The organism is Psychrobacter sp. Pi2-51, assembly GCF_904846665.1.
GTDB classification, from domain to species: Bacteria; Pseudomonadota; Gammaproteobacteria; order Pseudomonadales; family Moraxellaceae; genus Psychrobacter; species Psychrobacter glaciei.
In genome coordinates this window covers 117,503-133,959 of sequence record NZ_CAJHBP010000008.1, presented here as the reverse complement: position 1 = coordinate 133,959, position 16,457 = coordinate 117,503, and the positions used below count along the sequence as shown (strand labels likewise).

At 42.9% G+C, this 16,457-nt stretch carries 14 protein-coding genes and 1 pseudogene; 7 read left to right on the top strand and 8 right to left on the bottom strand.

Annotation, left to right across the window (positions count from 1 at the left end; translation table 11 throughout):
• Positions 1 to 259 precede the first annotated feature (259 nt).
• Together ppk1 and mtgA are read right to left on the bottom strand one after the other, a co-directional pair.
• Entirely contained in the window at positions 260 to 2,440 is a 2,181-nt protein-coding gene (ppk1, locus tag JMY08_RS06540; RefSeq protein WP_413786689.1) for a polyphosphate kinase 1, read from the bottom strand.
• A gap of 474 nt (positions 2,441 to 2,914) precedes the next feature.
• Complete coding sequence (mtgA, locus tag JMY08_RS06535) at positions 2,915 to 3,601, bottom strand: monofunctional biosynthetic peptidoglycan transglycosylase (protein ID WP_010196335.1); 687 nt, start codon at positions 3,599 to 3,601, stop codon at positions 2,915 to 2,917.
• A gap of 196 nt (positions 3,602 to 3,797) precedes the next feature.
• Here mtgA and JMY08_RS06530 point away from each other — a divergent pair, with 196 nt between their 5' ends.
• The 3 genes from JMY08_RS06530 (at position 3,798) to JMY08_RS06520 (ending at position 6,256) form a co-directional block, all read left to right on the top strand.
• Positions 3,798 to 4,112, top strand: coding sequence for a glutaredoxin family protein (locus tag JMY08_RS06530; RefSeq protein ID WP_201592420.1), 315 nt, complete (start codon positions 3,798 to 3,800; stop codon positions 4,110 to 4,112).
• Between the two features lie 238 nt (positions 4,113 to 4,350).
• The gene (locus tag JMY08_RS06525; RefSeq protein WP_201592419.1) at positions 4,351 to 5,328 is read left to right on the top strand and encodes a rhomboid family intramembrane serine protease; all 978 of its coding nucleotides are present in this window, start codon (positions 4,351 to 4,353) and stop codon (positions 5,326 to 5,328) included.
• 115 nt (positions 5,329 to 5,443) lie between these two features.
• Positions 5,444 to 6,256, top strand: a complete 813-nt coding sequence (locus tag JMY08_RS06520) for a MipA/OmpV family protein (protein ID WP_201592417.1) — start codon at positions 5,444 to 5,446, stop codon at positions 6,254 to 6,256.
• Positions 6,257 to 6,451: 195 nt separating this feature from the next.
• On the opposite strand, the gene JMY08_RS06515 is transcribed toward JMY08_RS06520, so the two are convergent.
• From JMY08_RS06515 to fumC, 5 genes and pseudogenes are all read right to left on the bottom strand, one after another.
• Positions 6,452 to 7,534 carry a DUF6602 domain-containing protein gene (locus JMY08_RS06515; protein WP_201592415.1) on the bottom strand — a complete coding sequence of 361 codons (1,083 nt, stop codon included), beginning with the start codon at positions 7,532 to 7,534 and terminating at the stop codon, positions 6,452 to 6,454.
• A gap of 252 nt (positions 7,535 to 7,786) precedes the next feature.
• A pseudogene (locus JMY08_RS06510) lies at positions 7,787 to 7,939 on the bottom strand (class II fumarate hydratase); the annotation flags it as partial.
• A 3-nt stretch (positions 7,940 to 7,942) separates the two neighbouring features.
• Positions 7,943 to 8,242, bottom strand: a complete 300-nt coding sequence (locus JMY08_RS06505; protein WP_010196319.1) for a HigA family addiction module antitoxin — start codon at positions 8,240 to 8,242, stop codon at positions 7,943 to 7,945.
• 33 nt (positions 8,243 to 8,275) lie between these two features.
• On the bottom strand, positions 8,276 to 8,554 hold the full coding sequence (locus JMY08_RS06500; RefSeq protein WP_201592413.1) for a type II toxin-antitoxin system RelE/ParE family toxin: 279 nt from the start codon (positions 8,552 to 8,554) through the stop codon (positions 8,276 to 8,278).
• 345 nt (positions 8,555 to 8,899) lie between these two features.
• Positions 8,900 to 10,303 (bottom strand): class II fumarate hydratase, encoded by a 1,404-nt coding sequence (fumC, locus tag JMY08_RS06495; RefSeq protein ID WP_201592410.1) that lies wholly within the window; start codon positions 10,301 to 10,303, stop codon positions 8,900 to 8,902.
• Positions 10,304 to 10,501: 198 nt separating this feature from the next.
• Here fumC and JMY08_RS06490 point away from each other — a divergent pair, with 198 nt between their 5' ends.
• Genes JMY08_RS06490 through JMY08_RS06480 form a run of 3 tightly spaced genes read left to right on the top strand, consistent with a single transcriptional unit; the run spans position 10,502 to position 11,853 of the window.
• Positions 10,502 to 11,152: a 5-formyltetrahydrofolate cyclo-ligase gene (locus JMY08_RS06490; protein ID WP_201592409.1), complete on the top strand. Its 651-nt coding sequence runs from the start codon at positions 10,502 to 10,504 to the stop codon at positions 11,150 to 11,152.
• Positions 11,152 to 11,394 (top strand): hypothetical protein, encoded by a 243-nt coding sequence (locus JMY08_RS06485; RefSeq protein ID WP_189580053.1) that lies wholly within the window; start codon positions 11,152 to 11,154, stop codon positions 11,392 to 11,394. Before JMY08_RS06490 ends, JMY08_RS06485 begins: the two co-directional genes overlap by 1 nt.
• 3 nt (positions 11,395 to 11,397) lie before the next feature.
• Positions 11,398 to 11,853, top strand: a complete 456-nt coding sequence (locus tag JMY08_RS06480; protein ID WP_201592408.1) for a hypothetical protein — start codon at positions 11,398 to 11,400, stop codon at positions 11,851 to 11,853.
• 132 nt (positions 11,854 to 11,985) lie between these two features.
• Here JMY08_RS06480 and JMY08_RS06475 read toward each other — a convergent pair whose 3' ends face one another.
• The gene (locus JMY08_RS06475) at positions 11,986 to 13,347 is read right to left on the bottom strand and encodes a Na+/H+ antiporter family protein (protein WP_201592407.1); all 1,362 of its coding nucleotides are present in this window, start codon (positions 13,345 to 13,347) and stop codon (positions 11,986 to 11,988) included.
• Between the two features lie 469 nt (positions 13,348 to 13,816).
• On the opposite strand from JMY08_RS06475, the gene lon reads away from it, so the two are divergent.
• The gene (gene lon, locus JMY08_RS06470; RefSeq protein WP_201592406.1) at positions 13,817 to 16,444 is read left to right on the top strand and encodes an endopeptidase La; all 2,628 of its coding nucleotides are present in this window, start codon (positions 13,817 to 13,819) and stop codon (positions 16,442 to 16,444) included.
• The last annotated feature ends 13 nt before the right edge of the window (positions 16,445 to 16,457 follow it).

Genomic DNA, 16,457 nt, shown 5'->3' with positions numbered 1-16,457 from the left:
TCATCAATTATAGTTAAGCCAACCAACAGCGCACCAGTGTACTGCCGTATCAATATGTGAATAAATGTGAGGTTACAAGACAGTTTGTAACTTATCCGAGCGCAAAAAAACCAAGCGTCGGTCGTAGCCAGCGCTTGGTTCAATAAATCATAGAGCTTTTATAGGGCTAACGTCATCACAGGACAGTCATACGTATGGCGACACTAAACAGGCAGTCACAAGTTACAGCATTAGCAAACAATATAAGCAAAACCTTCGTCTATATTGGCTCACCGACGTGATTGATCACCCGTAGCAAATGATCTTGGGCAATATGTGGTGCTTCATCGGCGGCTGGTTGACTTTGCTGCCACGCCCCATCGCCATTAAGTAGCCATGCTTGGACGTTATCTTGTAGATAATTGAGCAGCCCATCTTGATAAACCTGCTTGAACAGTTTTTTATCTTCAATCGGAAAAGCGACTTCGACACGATGAAATAGATTGCGATCCATCCAGTCAGCACTGCCACAATACAAGCGCTCATCACCATCATTATAAAAGTAATAAACGCGCGTGTGCTCTAAAAATCGTCCGATGACTGAGCGTACGGTGATGTTTTCAGATAGGCCTTTTACTTGCGGGCGCAGACAGCACATGGAGCGCAAAATCAATTCTATTTTGACACCTGCCTGCGAGGCATCATATAACTTGTCGATCAGACGACGTTCGGTCAAAGCATTCACTTTGATAATAATATGCGCGCGCTTGCCTGCTTTGGCATGAGTAATTTCATCATCGATAAAACTCACTAACTTTTCGTGCAACGTAAATGGTGCATGCAACAATTTTTTTAGATTGGCAGGTTTACCCATGCCTGTCAGCTCTTGGAAAATCTTATGCACATCTTCTGAGATATCAGGGTCGGCGCTGAACAAGCCATAGTCGGTATAGACTTTGGCATTGGCTGCGTGATAATTACCCGTGCCGAGATGCACATAACGGCGAATGCGGTCGTCTTCTCGGCGCACGATGAGCATCAGCTTAGCATGGGTTTTGTAGCCGACAATCCCGTAAACCACCACTGCCCCAGCCTCTTGTAAAAAATTGGCGACAGCGATATTGGACGCTTCATCAAAACGGGCACGTAATTCGATGACAGCCGTGACTTCTTTGCCATTGCGGGCAGCAGCAGCCAGCGCCTTGACGATTTCTGAATTGGTGCCTGATCGGTACAGCGTTTGTTTAATCGCCAATACTTTGGGGTCACTAGCCGCTTCCCAAAGTAGATTGATAATCGGTGAAAACGCATGAAAGGGATGATGTACCAAGACATCGCCTTTGCGCATGGCAGAAAATATACTGGTGCTTTTATCAAGCTTGTCCAGCTCACGGCGAAAAGGTTTTGGCACAATGTGAGTAAAAGGCTCGTAGCGCAGCTTGGGTATATTAAAGTCAAACAGCAAGCGCGTTAAGTTCACTGGACCATTAACACGGTACAGCTGATTGTCATGTAGCTCAAATTCATTGAGAAGGTAATCGCTAATCGGTGTTGGGCAATCAGTCGTCACCTCAAGCCGTACTTTATCGCCAAAGCGGCGGTTTTCAAGCTCGCCTTCTAATGCCTTAGCAATATCCTCGACATCATCTGCTAAGTCCAAATCAGCATTGCGCGTGAGGCGGAACTGATGGCAGCCTGTCACTTGCATACCTGGGAACAGCTCACCGATGTGCTCGTGAATGATGGCGGACAGCATGACATGGTGCTCTTTACCACCAGTCAGCTCATCTGGCAGACGAATGACCCGTGGCAGGCTACGTGGCGCTGGGACAATCGCAAGATTGATATCGCGACCAAAGGCATCTTTACCCTCTAAAGTGGCAATAAAGTTGAGGCTTTTATTCACCAACCTCGGAAACGGATGCGCAGGATCAATGCTAATAGGTGTCAGCACTGGTGAGACTTGTTCTGTAAAATAGCGCTTCATCCATGCCGATTGCTCAGTATTCAGCTCATCGCGTTTTAGATATCGAATGTCTTCTTTGGCGAGCGCAGGCAAGATATCTTCGTTGAGAATACGATACTGCTCAGCGATGGCATCATGCGTGATAACGGATATCTCGTTTAGCACTTCACTAGGACGCATCCCATGAGCACTGGTCGATACGTCACCTATATTGAGCTTTTGCATGATACCCGCGACACGAATCTCAAAAAACTCGTCGAGGTTGGATGAAAAAATAATTAAGAAAAATAAGCGCTCAAGTAGCGGATGGTGAGGACTGGCGGCTTGCGCTAAGACCCGCAGATGAAACTGCAATAAGGACAAATCACGATTGATATAACTACTGGGCGAATAGCTGCCATCTTCTGAGCGCTGCCATGCAATGTCAGTCAGCTGCTGGCTAAGCTGTTCTGTTCTAGATTCTGTTGCACTATCGGCTGCGTTAAGCTGGATCATTTGGTGCATATTCAGGTCGTTAACATCGGTATTGTCGTTAGTCATGACACTGTCGTTCTGATTATTCATATCTGCCATACCGCTATTCCCCTGTCGTTATCAATTTATCATCAATGAGTAATTTTTCTTTACTGTCATCAGCTATCTTTTTTATTTCTAACTTTATTGAAAAGCTTATATATATATAGTCGATACTGAATAAAGTAGATACACGATATTATCGTATGAGGCTGGTACAAATTTTTCTTGCTTGCTGTGCCTACGCCGACAGAGGCTGCAAAAAATTATCCCAGCCTCGCTGTATCCTTTTTATATTGACCTATCTATAGTGTATATAGTGGCATTCATAATAGTGAATTTAATAATAGTGACGTCCTATCATTGCAGCCACATGACTATTGATCATGTCATTCGTTTATCGTGCTATTTATAATTGTATTTATCATTCAGTAAATCACCACCAGCACATGTCGATTAAGACGCTTGCGGTAATACTGCATTCTTCATACGCTTTTTAATAATACGCTGCTTGTTACGTAAGCGTCTGTCGCCTTGATTGTCTTCGTAATACTTTGGATTGGTGAGCATCGCAATGAGGAGTGCTGATTCGTCTCGATTCAGATTGGCTGCTGACTTGTCAAAATAGTGATGCGCTGCTGCATCAATACCATAGATGCCATTGCCAAACTCGGCGACATTAAGATAAGCGGTCATAATACGTTGCTTGTCCCACAGTGTTTCAATCATCACGGTAATGATGGCCTCTTCGCCTTTACGGACATAAGAGCGATGCGACGTCAAAAATAAATTTTTGGCCAACTGCTGAGTGATGGTCGAGCCGCCAGCCGACATCTTACCTGTCTCTTCGTTTTTCTTTTGCGCCGCTTTGATACCTTTAAAATCAAAGCCACTGTGCTGACTAAACGTCGAGTCTTCACTCACGATCGCTGCTTGCTTGGCTGACTTGGCGATAGCATCGTATTCAGCCCACGTCTGAGTGACCGTGCCGCCGGTTAAGCGATGCGTCAACATAAACATACTGTTATTAATCGGCTGTGTTTTCCAGATTAATAGTAGCCCAACTATTAAAATATGGAATGCGACGACCAATAACATAATTGCCAATAACAGTCGTTTAATGAATGTGCCAAAACTTGCCATGCGCGATATCCGAGTGGTTAAAGAGGTAATAAGATAAAATTGATAATCATAAACAGCAGCTCATCTTACCTAATCTCACAATCGCTGTCATTATTTACCCCACTTCTTTATCATGTCATAACCGCTAAGCCACATTGATCTGTCGGCTTAAAAACGCTAAACAAGCATTTTGAAGGCATACAATAAGAGTAGAAACATGCATAATGATAATAGTATAAAAACATTACGGAACCGTGTTATTGCAGCACGCCCTGATCTTGGGAACACTGAAAATATTGACCAATGGTGGTTACTTGGAACGACCGGCTGTCACTTATGTGACGTGGCGACGCAGCTGCTGACTCAGTTTCAAGCAGTACAGCCACTTACCTACCAGTATGTCGATATCGCCGACTTCGATGAATCGCTGATGATGGAATTTGCCACTAGCATTCCGGTGCTACTGACAAAGACGCAGCGTCTGGATTATCCGTTTTCAGTCATGGACTTACAGCAGCTGCTGGCGTCATAGTATCTGCCATAGGATAATTACTATCCCGTCACCAAGTAACACTGCGTCATGACGCATAAACACTAAAATGTTTATGAGGCACAAGACATAAGACATTAATATTGAAAGCCTATAAGATGCATTTACTTATAAAGCGTCATATGAGTTTTTGATATCGCTAATAACATGCCATTGACTGACATGATCCGATCATACCCTTTATACTCTACGTCACCTTTTGAATTGATAGTTAGCTTTTATGACCATTCAACAGCTTTTAAAAACAGCACCCGTGACTACCCTGCTCTTAGTCAGCTTTATTGGACTATTCATCATGCAGGTGCTGACAGGCGTCGATGCCAATAATCCATCGACTGAGGCATTGCTTAAATGGGGTGCTAATGCCTTACCTTTTACCATGGGCGACGATCCATGGCGGTTGGTGAGCAGTGCGTTTTTGCACATTGGCCTCATGCATTTATTGTTTAACGGCTTTGCCATGTATTTCTTTGGGCAAATTGCCGAGCCGATGTTTGGCTCTGCTAAGTTTTTGGCGTTGTTTTTATTGGCAGCCATCGGTGGCAATTTACTTAACAGCTATGTGACGTGGCAAGGTATTTTGGAAGGAACTGGACAGCCAGGAATATCGGCTGGTGCCTCTGGCGGTATCATGGGTATCGGTGCGGCATTATTAATAGCTGCTGTATTTAAAATATCGGTCAATGGCTTAGTGCTCAATTTAAAGAGCCTGATACTTATTATGGGCATCAACTTGGTGTATGGCTTTGCTGTTCCGGGTATTGACAATGCTGGTCATATTGGCGGCGCGATTACTGGATTGATCATTGCACTGGCAATCGGAATCGTCCATCGTCAGCGTATGGCAGCCATCATGCAGACAGTCGCTATCAACCAGAGCCCTTATCAAGCTAATACTCAAACCACCCAAAACAATTACCAAACCAGCTATATCGATCAGTCAACGATAAGCAACGTTGATTTGGATAATAATGCTCATTTTGATGACGACACTGGTGTAAACTTACCTATAAATATGAACGCTAATCGTGTCCACATTATTGACCAAGAAACAATTGAGCAAAAAACAGCGGTCAAACCCGCCTTCATTTGGCAACTATTGCCATGGCTGGTGATGTTGCTCATAAGTATTGGCTTTGTCTGGTGGTGGCAAGATATTCATCAGCAGATAGTGCAAGTGTTAAAAGCTGTTGAGTAAATACTGACACTTATCTATGATCATTAAACGGCTCACAAAAACAGACATCTGATTTTGGCTTTTCTTATTCCTCTATTGTTATCCGGCTATTTTTACCTACTTACGAGACTTGATTATGTTTAAATCTTCAGTGCTACCCACTATCTCTACGCGCACCTTGCTCAATACCTTAATAGCTACTGCCCTATTTAGTGTTGCCAGCATGTCAAATGCCGCCTTTTTCAATAAAAACTTACCTGCTGATCCAGATGCTGAGCTAAGCGTTGGCATTAACGTCATGGCGGTCAAGTCAGCCTATGATCTAGAAGACAGCACCGAAGTGCGGGTACTGCCGGGTGCATTTTATGACAATAATAAGTTTTATGTGCGCGGTGCTCAAGCGGGTGCATATCTAATCAATGATGGTGTGAATCAGTTGTCTGCTTATGCCAAGCTTGCGGGCAGCGAGTTTGATCCTGATGATGCCAATGGCGCGCTTCAAGGTCTTGATGAACGTAAGTCCTCAGCAGAAGCAGGGCTTAGCTATCAGCGCCGTACACCTGTCGGCGGCTTCCGTGCTCAAATAGGCGCTGACGTGTTAGATCGTAGTGGTGGTAACACGGCACGCTTGACCTACCTTGCCAGAATCACCAAAGACAAGCTAACGGTCTATCCAAGCATTGGCTTTGAGTATTATGATGCTGACTACAATGAATACTACTATGGCGTCAGTGAAAAAGAATCAGCAGAAACAGGCGTTGCTGCTTATAAATCTAATTCGAGCTTAAATCCTTATATCAATATTAGTGCCAACTACGATTTCAATGAGCGTTGGGCAGGATTCGCCAGTCAAAGCCTAAGTTATCTGCCGACTGAGCAATACGACAGCCCAATGGTAGACTCACGTACTGAAGCCGCGACGACGCTTGGTTTGCTTTATAAGTTCTAGTTGAGTTTAGATTTTTGGTATAAAAAAGACCTTACTACGTCGTGTGGTAAGGTCTTTTTTAGCTTTAAATGTAGATACAAAGCGCACCCAGTAAACCGATAAAGTATATAGTTCTTGAAATCATTGATTGTAACGATACTACTTTACAAGTTTTAGAGATTAAATATCAAAAATCTAAGCACTTTTCTCAGATTTTTAATCTTGACTACTCTTATCTTTATTAACTGTAAATATCATTTTATTGTAATCGTTACTACTTTCAAATTTAAAGCTTACTCTCTCAGTATCGTATTTTAAACCCTTTTCATCAAAATCTTGAGCACTTAGGTTTCCCCACATGTCCTCATAGCAAATAGCAAATACTTTATAGTCAAGCTCTTTACCGCTAAGTAAATAACTTCCAAAACTCTTCTGAGAAAGCGTGTTAGATATTCCTGATAAAAGAGATAATATTACATCGTTATCAGTAGTGGACTCAATGCCATACCATCTATGGACTGTAAACTTAATCTCACTATATTTAATTCCATTGACTGTAAGCTCTTTCTTATCTAGATTATTTATATTATTATCCATATTAATAAAGTTTTTAATGAAGGAAGCAAACTCTACTCTGCTCATTTTTGATAGTAGTTCATTGTTTGAAATCGATTCACGAAAAGCGTCAAATGCATCTTGAAGAGTCGAGCCGTCTGATTTATCCAATAGCTTAATAAAGTCTGTATTACTCATTTGATCTTTAAGATAATGTTCTGACTTATGTTTAAAATAATAGCACTTATCAGAAACGCATAAAGCTATTAAATTCGGCTTAGTATAAAAAGTACTTTCGTTTTTTTTATAGCGTACTAGTTCACTACCTTTGATATCGCTAGAGAATGAAAACAGTACAGTAGGTGAAGTACCTCCAATTGATCCAAATCTTTCAAACTTTCCAATAGTTGTTTTAAGTTCTTTAGAGTTCAACGTACTCTTAACTTCGAAAATATATTTTACAGCTTCTATAGGAACAAAAGTTAAATCCTCTTTTATATATGGAGGAAGTATTTCATCATTATATATTAGAATATCACTTTCATTTGATTGATCGCCTTTGGAATTTTCTGTAACACCTTTAGTAAGCTTAAACTTCTGAGGAATTACATCTTTTATTAGTAACAATATACCATTTTCATTCAATCCACCCTTTATTCCTTGATGTACAACACTCTTATTTACCTCAAACTCACCTTTGAGGTTATTTATTTTGTTATTAAATGATTTAGAGATAATACTCATACTGAAAGACCTTGAAAATAGATAATGCTGATGATTAGTCCATAATATCACTGTTGATAGTTATCATTTCTACTTACAGTGTACTAATGCAAATTAACTCGCTATAACAAAGCTTTTTTAACTCTAAGTGAGTTAGTACCCTGTTAGTTTATGTAATAAAAAAACAGAACTAACTTTAAAACCCGAACAAAAAAAGACCTTGCCACATTACATGACAAGGTCTTTTTACTATTCTAAGAAGTCTTTAATAGCCTACTTAGGATGTACCATATCAGCAGGAATTACCCACTCATCAAATTGCGCTTCAGTTAATAGCTCTAGCTCAACCGCCACTTGCTTCAAAGTCTTATTTTCTTTATAAGCAGTCTTAGCGATTTTCGCTGCATTCTTGTAGCTACAACACGGATATTAAGCGTATTCAATAGGTTCAATATCGTCTAAAAACTGAAGGCTATCAGTTTCAACCACACGGAGCTCATAAGTGGATTGTAGATTTAGCCAAAACTGAGCACTACCACCAAAATATTTTGCTAGGCGCAGTGCTGTGTCTGCCGTAATGCCTCGTTTTTCTCGTACAATTTCGCTAATACGTGCGGGTGTCACGCCAAGTTTATTTGCTAGTGCATTGGCACTCATACCAAGCGGCTCAAGAAAGTCTTCTTGCAATACTTCACCTGGATGGATAGGACGCATACCGTTTTTAATCATAGTGTTCTCTCTATCTTTTATGGTTCAGTCAAATTAGTGGTAGTCGATAATTTCTACATCTGTAGCGCCTTGCTCTGTCCAGACAAAACATAATCGCCATTGTGAATTAATTCGAATACTATGTTGACCTTCTCTGTCGCCACTCAAAGCTTCTAAGCGATTACCAGGTGGTGCTTTTAAATCTTCGAGCGTTGTTGCATTATCCAAAAGTAAAAGTTTACGCTCTGCAACTTTTTTAATAGCAGACCATCGCCGCGTTTTACCAGTAGAGAAGAGCGTTTGGGTATCCTTACATTTGAAGTCAACTGTCATGCGAGTATCGATACCCTCTATTATTCAAATATTCAAAGTCTAACGTATCACCATATTGTATATCGATAATCGATAAGTATCAACGATAAAACCTGAATCATAGAAAGCATCGCCTTGCTTACCAATTAGATATGTATACTTTGGCATTGCTACATGAGCAGCGCCTACTTAAATATAAATAAAAAAAACCTTGCCACATTCTCGTATAAGAAGTGACAAGGTCTTTTTTTACTAAACTCTCAGTCGAAAAAATATGACGCTGCTACCAGAAAGACGAATGCAAATGGTACTTATCGTACATCAAGCGAGTCTGACGCCGTAGCAGGTCACTACTTGATCTACTGCTTACTTAGGATTCACCATATCAGCAGGAATTACCCACTCATCAAACTGTGCTTCAGTTAGCAACTCTAGCTCAACCGCCACTTGCTTTAAAGTCTTGTTTTCTTTATAAGCAGTCTTAGCGATTTTCGCCGCATTCTCATAACCAACATGACGGTTCAATGCAGTGACTAGCATCAATGAGTTGTGCAAGAAATCATCGATTTTGTCTTTTACGGGCTCGATACCAACGGCACAGTTTTCATTGAAGCTGTTACAGCCATCACCCAAGAGTTTGATAGATTGCAATAAGTTAAACGCGATAACTGGCTTATAAACGTTTAGCTCAAAGTTACCTGATGCGCCAGCCATGCTGATCGTCACATCGTTACCCATGACTTGAGCGACAACCATCGTCAATGCTTCTGACTGAGTTGGGTTTACTTTACCCGGCATGATAGAAGAGCCTGGCTCGTTCTCAGGAATCGTCAATTCGCCTAGACCACAACGAGGGCCAGATGCCAACCAACGTACATCGTTAGCGATTTTGTTCAAGCTAGCTGCTAGCGTTTTTAGTGCGCCTGACGCAAATACTTCAGCATCACGAGCTGCTAGTGCTTCGAATTTGTTTGGTGAAGTGACGAATGGCAAGCCAGTCAAAGTCGCTAACTGCTCAGCAGCAGTTACTGCGTAATCAGGATGCGCGTTTAGACCAGTACCAACCGCAGTACCGCCTAGTGGCAATTCATATAGACCTTGTAACGCATTATCAATACGTACCAATGAGTGATCAAGTTGGCTAACATAGCCGCTAAACTCTTGACCCAACGTTAAAGGCGTGGCGTCTTGTAAATGCGTACGACCGATTTTTACGATGCTATCGAATTCTTTGGCCTTAGCCGCTAGCGTATCACGCAATGCTTTTACCGCTGGAATCAATAAGCTATTGATCTGACGAGCAGCAGCCACACGAATCGCTGTTGGGAAGCTATCGTTGGTAGACTGTGCATGGTTTACATGGTCATTTGGGTGAATGGGCGTGTAGCTGCCGCGCTCAGAACCAGCAATTTCGTTGGCACGGTTGGCCAATACTTCGTTCATGTTCATGTTTGACTGCGTACCAGAACCCGTCTGCCATACAACCAATGGGAACTGATCCGTTAGACCACCATTGATGATTTCGTCAGCAGCTTGCACGATGAGATCACGCTTGTCGCCTTCGATACGCTCAAGGCTAGCGTTGGTAATCGCAGCAGCTTTTTTGACCAATGCCATTGCTTCAATCATCGGACGTGGCAAAGTCTCGCCACCGATTTTGAAGTTTTCGCGGCTACGCTGGGTTTGTGCACCCCAATAAGCTTCAGCTGGAACTTCTACGTTGCCCATGGTGTCTTTTTCGGTACGAGTTGCCTGATTCTGTGTCGACATAACTACCCTCTTTACTGGTTTGTTGTTAAATAACTGAACGATAAAAAGTGCAACACCTGCTGCACATAAAGGAGAATACGATGTAAAGTGGCGTTATGATAGCATGACTAGGACGTGTTGAATATTCACAAATAGCCATCGCTAACGTCTAAAAGCACCAGTCACCATCAACTTAATAAATTATCGGATAGTATAACTATGCATCCTGAACCAAAAATCTCAGCGTCAGAGGAATCGGCAGTTAGCAACCCGCCCAGACGACACTTTACTCGCCAGCGTCGACAGTTAAGTGATGGCGCGCGTAGGAATATGGGACAAGCAGCGAGTATGCATTTGACGAAGTTACAGCAGCGATTACCAAAAAACGCACGTATTGGCTTATATTATGATGGCTTTGGCGAGCTACCCACTCAGCCACTACTTGACTGGTGTCAACGCTTAGGCTATTTTCCTTATTTACCAGTCGCCGGCTCGCTTGGGCATACCAGTAATGGCAGTGATGATAAACGTCTACGCTTTGTGCCTGTTTATCATTCAAAATTGGTAAATATCCCTACTCGCATTCATCAACTCGGCATGAAACAAAATCATAGCCGTGCTCTGTTATGGGCGATAGAATTAGACGTGATTATCTGTCCGTTAGTCGCGGTCGATAAACACGGCAATCGTATGGGTATGGGTGGCGGCTTTTATGATACGACGCTTGGCAAAAGCTATCGGTCGGGCGCTAAAAAGCCATTAAAAATTGGCTGGTGTTATGACTTTCAAGTGGTTGAGCAATTAGAGCGCCAACCGTGGGATGTGCCATTAGATGGCTTAATTACGCCAAGCGGCATAAGGTGGTTTTAATGAAAGACGATAAGCAAGCAATGGACGCTAATTCTAGCGCTGATAATGTGGATGAGTATTTGCAGACATTAGGCAATGAGGACGCTAGAGAGCTACGTTACTACAGTCAAGAACAGGCTTTTAGTACTGATGAGTTATCAGCGGTAATTAACGAGAAACGCTTAAATGAATTACTGGCGCAAAGTGATGAGTTTTTGAGTAGTTTGAATGGTGAGATTAGAGATTTTGATGATCAGGTATGACACATGAGCACAAAAAAAATCACCATAAAGACAGTCACTGGCTACTTTAAAGCCAAGCCACTACGAATAGTTTTCGCTAGTGTATGGGCTCTGTTTGTCGGTCTTATTATTACTTCAGGTTTTGAGCCAAATCCTTATGCGCTAGAGATGCTTGATGCTCCTGAGCCGCACTCATATGCTATGGAGCTCGTCATAATATTGGTGGTTGCGATGATTTTTCACTTAAGCTTTCTCGTTACTATCGATATATATATGCGTAGCCGATGGAAGTTTTTCACCATGCTGATTGTTACCACGTTATTTTTACTTTTCTTCGGTATGATGATTATACATGCACCAGCGCCACTGGGCTGGATGATTGCGTGGAGCTTTTTATCATTTCTACTGTTTTTAGTTATTTGCTTTTGTAAGGCTTGCTTGTTTCTTTTGCAGCGATTTTTTGGTAGAAAATCAATTTAATGGCATAGTACCCGGTATTTAAAAATGACTTAAATATCCAACTTGTGCTAACTAACAACCAAACTAAAACAGGCTAATGATTATAAAATCACTCGCCTTTTTCATATCTATTATAAGAGTTTAAATCATTTACTACAGCACCATCGCCGCAATCCAACCAAATATCAATAACGGAATATTATAGTGAATAAAGGTTGGCACCACACTGTCTTTGATATGGTCATGTTGTCCATCGATATTCAAACCAGAGGTTGGCCCCAACGTTGAGTCTGACGCAGGCGAACCCGCATCACCCAGCGCGCCAGCCGTACCGATAATAGCCACGGTTGCCAATGGCGAAAAACCTAAAGAGATACAGAGCGGCACATAAATCGCAGCGATAATCGGAATGGTTGAGAACGACGAGCCGATACCCATCGTTACGACCAAACCAATGCCAAGCATAACAAAAGCGGCAATGGCCTTGTTACCCGCAAACAAGTTGGTTGCCCCATCAATCAGTGGCGTAATCTCACCCGTCGCTTTCATGACTTCTGCAAAACCCTGCGCAGTAATCATAATAAAGCCAATCATCGCCATCAATTTGATACCGTCATTAAAGACGCCATCAGCATCACGCCACTTGACCACGCCTGTGGCCATAAAGACACCAAAGCCAAACATTGAGCCAAGCAATAGCGAATCGGTATAGAGCTGTACGACAAAAGCAGTCACGATGGCAGCTAGTGCAACCAGCGTTTTTAGTTTGCTTTGCGACTGTGCACCAGCCGCAGTTTTGCTTAATGCGTCGCCTTCTACTACGGCATCATGCGCTCGCTGATCTATCGCAATCTGCTGATATGCGCGTGGCTTACGGTAACTGATAAATACGGCAACCAGCAAACCAATTAGCATCCCCAGTGCGGGAATCGCCATGGCCTTGACCACAGAGATATTAGCGATATCAATGCCCGCCTCACCGACGTTTTTTAGCATGATTTGATTGAGGTAGATATCACCAAAGCCATATGGGATAAACATATAGGTGGTGACCAAACCAAAGGTCAACAGACAAGCGATCAGACGTCTATCAATATGCATTCGATTAAATGCTAACAATAATGGCGGTACAAGTAGCGGAATAAAGGCAATATGAATAGGGATTAAGTTTTGGCTAAAGCAGCTCATGGTAATCAAGCCTGCAAACAGCATGTACTTAATCATGCCGCTGGTGCCACCTGCATCAATGCGCTTGATGACCGATCCTGCTAGTGATTGCGGCAAGCCCGAATGAGCAATGGCGACCGCAAACGCTCCAAGTAACGCATATGACAGTGCAATTTGTGCACCATTACGGATACCTTCTTGAAACGCATTGAGCGTATCAGTAATACCAAGACCCGCTATTAATCCACCAGCCAGCGCACCAATTAATAAACTGAGCACCACGTGCACTCGCGCAAGTGACAGCCCCAACATGATGATGACTGCCAGCAGTACCGCATTGATTGCCATGTGTTGCCTCGTATTCTATTTGCTTTGGTTCAATTTAAACTTATTGATATCTCATAATGTATGGATATCGCCATCGTCTTAAAAACGCTTTTTCTCGAATGTGTCTCTAAAGCGCTTTACTCTAAAACACACCGTTTAAGACGCGCGACAGTTTACCTTATTTTGCCTATAAAACCTATGCGAAGACCCCAATAGATATTTGATAGATGCTATTTATAAGTGATCTATAAGCATCTGTTATGACTGCTTTCTATGATTCTTGTATGGTTACTTCCGATATACTGATTATCACCAGCAACGCATAAAGCTCATAACCGTATGCCGATCTATATTCAGTTAGATATAAATATTTTGCACAGTTAAGCAGGTGAGTTTGAGTACAAGCCTTGCAATTTTATCTGGGAGCACCATTTATCTAAACATGAACCACGAACTTGACTTTACAAGTCTGGTGAACGAGGAAAAATATATGAGTGAACATAAAATAGCCCAAGACAATATCGACATAGATGTCGACGTTTCATCTACTGTTGCTGATGATAACCAGCCAGACACCTTGTCTAGTCATGCGTCAGAAAGCGAGTTAGAGACAGCGTCTGACAATACTGAAACCACTGCCAAAGATGACGATAGTGAAAACAGTACCAGTGAAGACGACGATGCTAAAGACAGCGTTGAAGACGACACCTACCTACCGTTATTGGCACTGCGTGATGTGGTCGTCTACCCACATATGCAAATTGCCTTGTTCGTAGGTCGTGCACCATCGGTTAAAGCCGTTGAATTGGCACAGGCTGAGTATGGCAATAAAGTACTGGTAGTCGCTCAAAAAGACTCACTGACCGAAGACATTGATCAAGATAACTTATATCAATACGGCACGGTATGCCGCATCGTCAGCACTATGCCACATGATAGCGATGAAAATTGCATCAAGGTATTGATCGAAGGTCAGTATCGTGCGCGCGTTGACAATATAGAAGATCACGACACGTTATTGATGGCGAAATTTGAACGTGCTGACCTCGATGTCAGTATGGATGAAAGCCAGCAAAAAAACACCATTCAAGCGCTGACCACGCTATTTGAAAGCTATGCTGATGCGCGTCTGCGTAATGCGCGTGAGCTAACACGTGTGGCGAAACGCATCGACGACTTACTTGAGTTGGTGTACTTCATCTCAACTCGTGTGTCGATGGATCTTGATATCAAGCAGTCGTTCTTAGAAAAAGACGATATCAAAACGCACATCAATACCTTGACTGAATACTTGGTCAAACAAAGTGCTGAGCAAAATATCGAACAAGATATCCAAGAAGCTGTCCGTCAGCAAATGGAAGAGAATCAGCGCGAGTACTTCTTAAACGAAAAAATGAAAGCCATCAAAAATGAGCTGTCAGATATGAATGACGGCGCGTTCGATGGTGATGATGATGTCGCTGAACTTGAGCAGCGTTTAGAAGATGCTGACCTGCCAGAAGATGTCCGCAAAAAAGCGGAGCAAGAGTTTAAAAAGCTCAAAATGATGCCGCCTGCATCGAGTGAATCGTCAGTCGTACGCAACTATATCGAATGGATCTTGGACACGCCGTGGAATGCGACGACCAAAGTTTCGATCAATTTAGACAAAGCCAAAACCGTATTAGACGAAGACCATTATGGCCTGCAAGATGTAAAAGACCGCATCTTAGAATATCTCGCCGTGCAATCACGTGTGAAAAAACTCCGTGGCCCGATTCTATGTCTCGTTGGTCCTCCAGGTGTCGGTAAAACCTCACTAGGTGAGTCGATTGCGCGTGCTACTGGTCGTAAGTTTGTGCGTATGGCACTTGGCGGCGTGCGTGATGAAGCAGAGATTCGTGGTCATCGCCGTACCTATATCGGTGCGATGCCGGGTAAAATCGTTCAATCACTGGCCAAGGTAGAAGTCAAAAATCCGCTGTTCTTATTGGATGAAATCGATAAGATGGCGCAGGACTTCCGCGGTGATCCAGCATCAGCATTGCTTGAAGTGTTAGATCCCTCACAGAACGATACGTTTAACGACCATTATTTAGATATGGACTTAGACTTGTCGCAAGTGATGTTTATCTGTACGGCAAACAGCATGGATATTCCAGCAGCGCTCCTTGATCGGATGGAAGTTATCCGCTTACCGGGTTATACCGAAGAAGAAAAAGTAAATATCGCACAGAAGTATCTGGTGCCAAAAGCGATTAAGAATAACGGTCTCAAAGAAGGCGAGATTGAGATCGTCGAAGCGGCGCTGCACAGTATCGTTCGTAGCTACACACGTGAAGCAGGTGTCCGTAACCTTGAGCGTGAAGTGAATAAAATCTGCCGCAAAGTTGTTCGCGGCTCGGTTGAAAGCCATGGCGCGCGTGCTCCGAAAAAAGCAGAGCGTGAGCTAATCGTGGTTGATGACAAAAACATCGATGACTATCTTGGTGTCCATCAATATGATTATGGTCTGGCTGAAGAAGAGCCTGAGATTGGTCGTATCACTGGTCTAGCATGGACGCAAGTCGGTGGTGAGTTGCTCACTATCGAAGCAGTCGCCATGAAAGGCAAAGGCGAGCTTAGCTTTACGGGTTCACTTGGCGATGTCATGAAAGAGTCGATTCGTGCCGCCATGAGTGTGGTTCGTGCTCGCGGTGACAGCTTAGGGATTGATTACGAGACGTTCAAAACCACGGATGTCCACGTGCATATGCCTGAAGGCGCTACGCCAAAAGATGGCCCATCAGCTGGTGGTGCACTGACAACAGCACTGGTCTCTGCGTTAACAGGTATTGCCATTCGTCCAGATATTGCGATGACAGGTGAAATCACTTTACGAGGAAAAATTCTACGTATCGGTGGTCTCAAAGAGAAGCTACTCGCGGCACATCGCGGTGGTATCAAGCATGTGTTGATTCCAGCGACCAATGAGCGTGATTTGGCCGATATCCCTGATAACGTCAAAGAAGGCCTGACTATTCAGCCAGTCGCAACGATTGATGAGATATTAAAAGTTGCGTTGGTGAGTATGCCAGTGCCGCTTAAACCTGCTAAAGTGACGGTTGATAAAACCTCAAGCAAAGCGCTACATAACTAATCTGATTATTTAC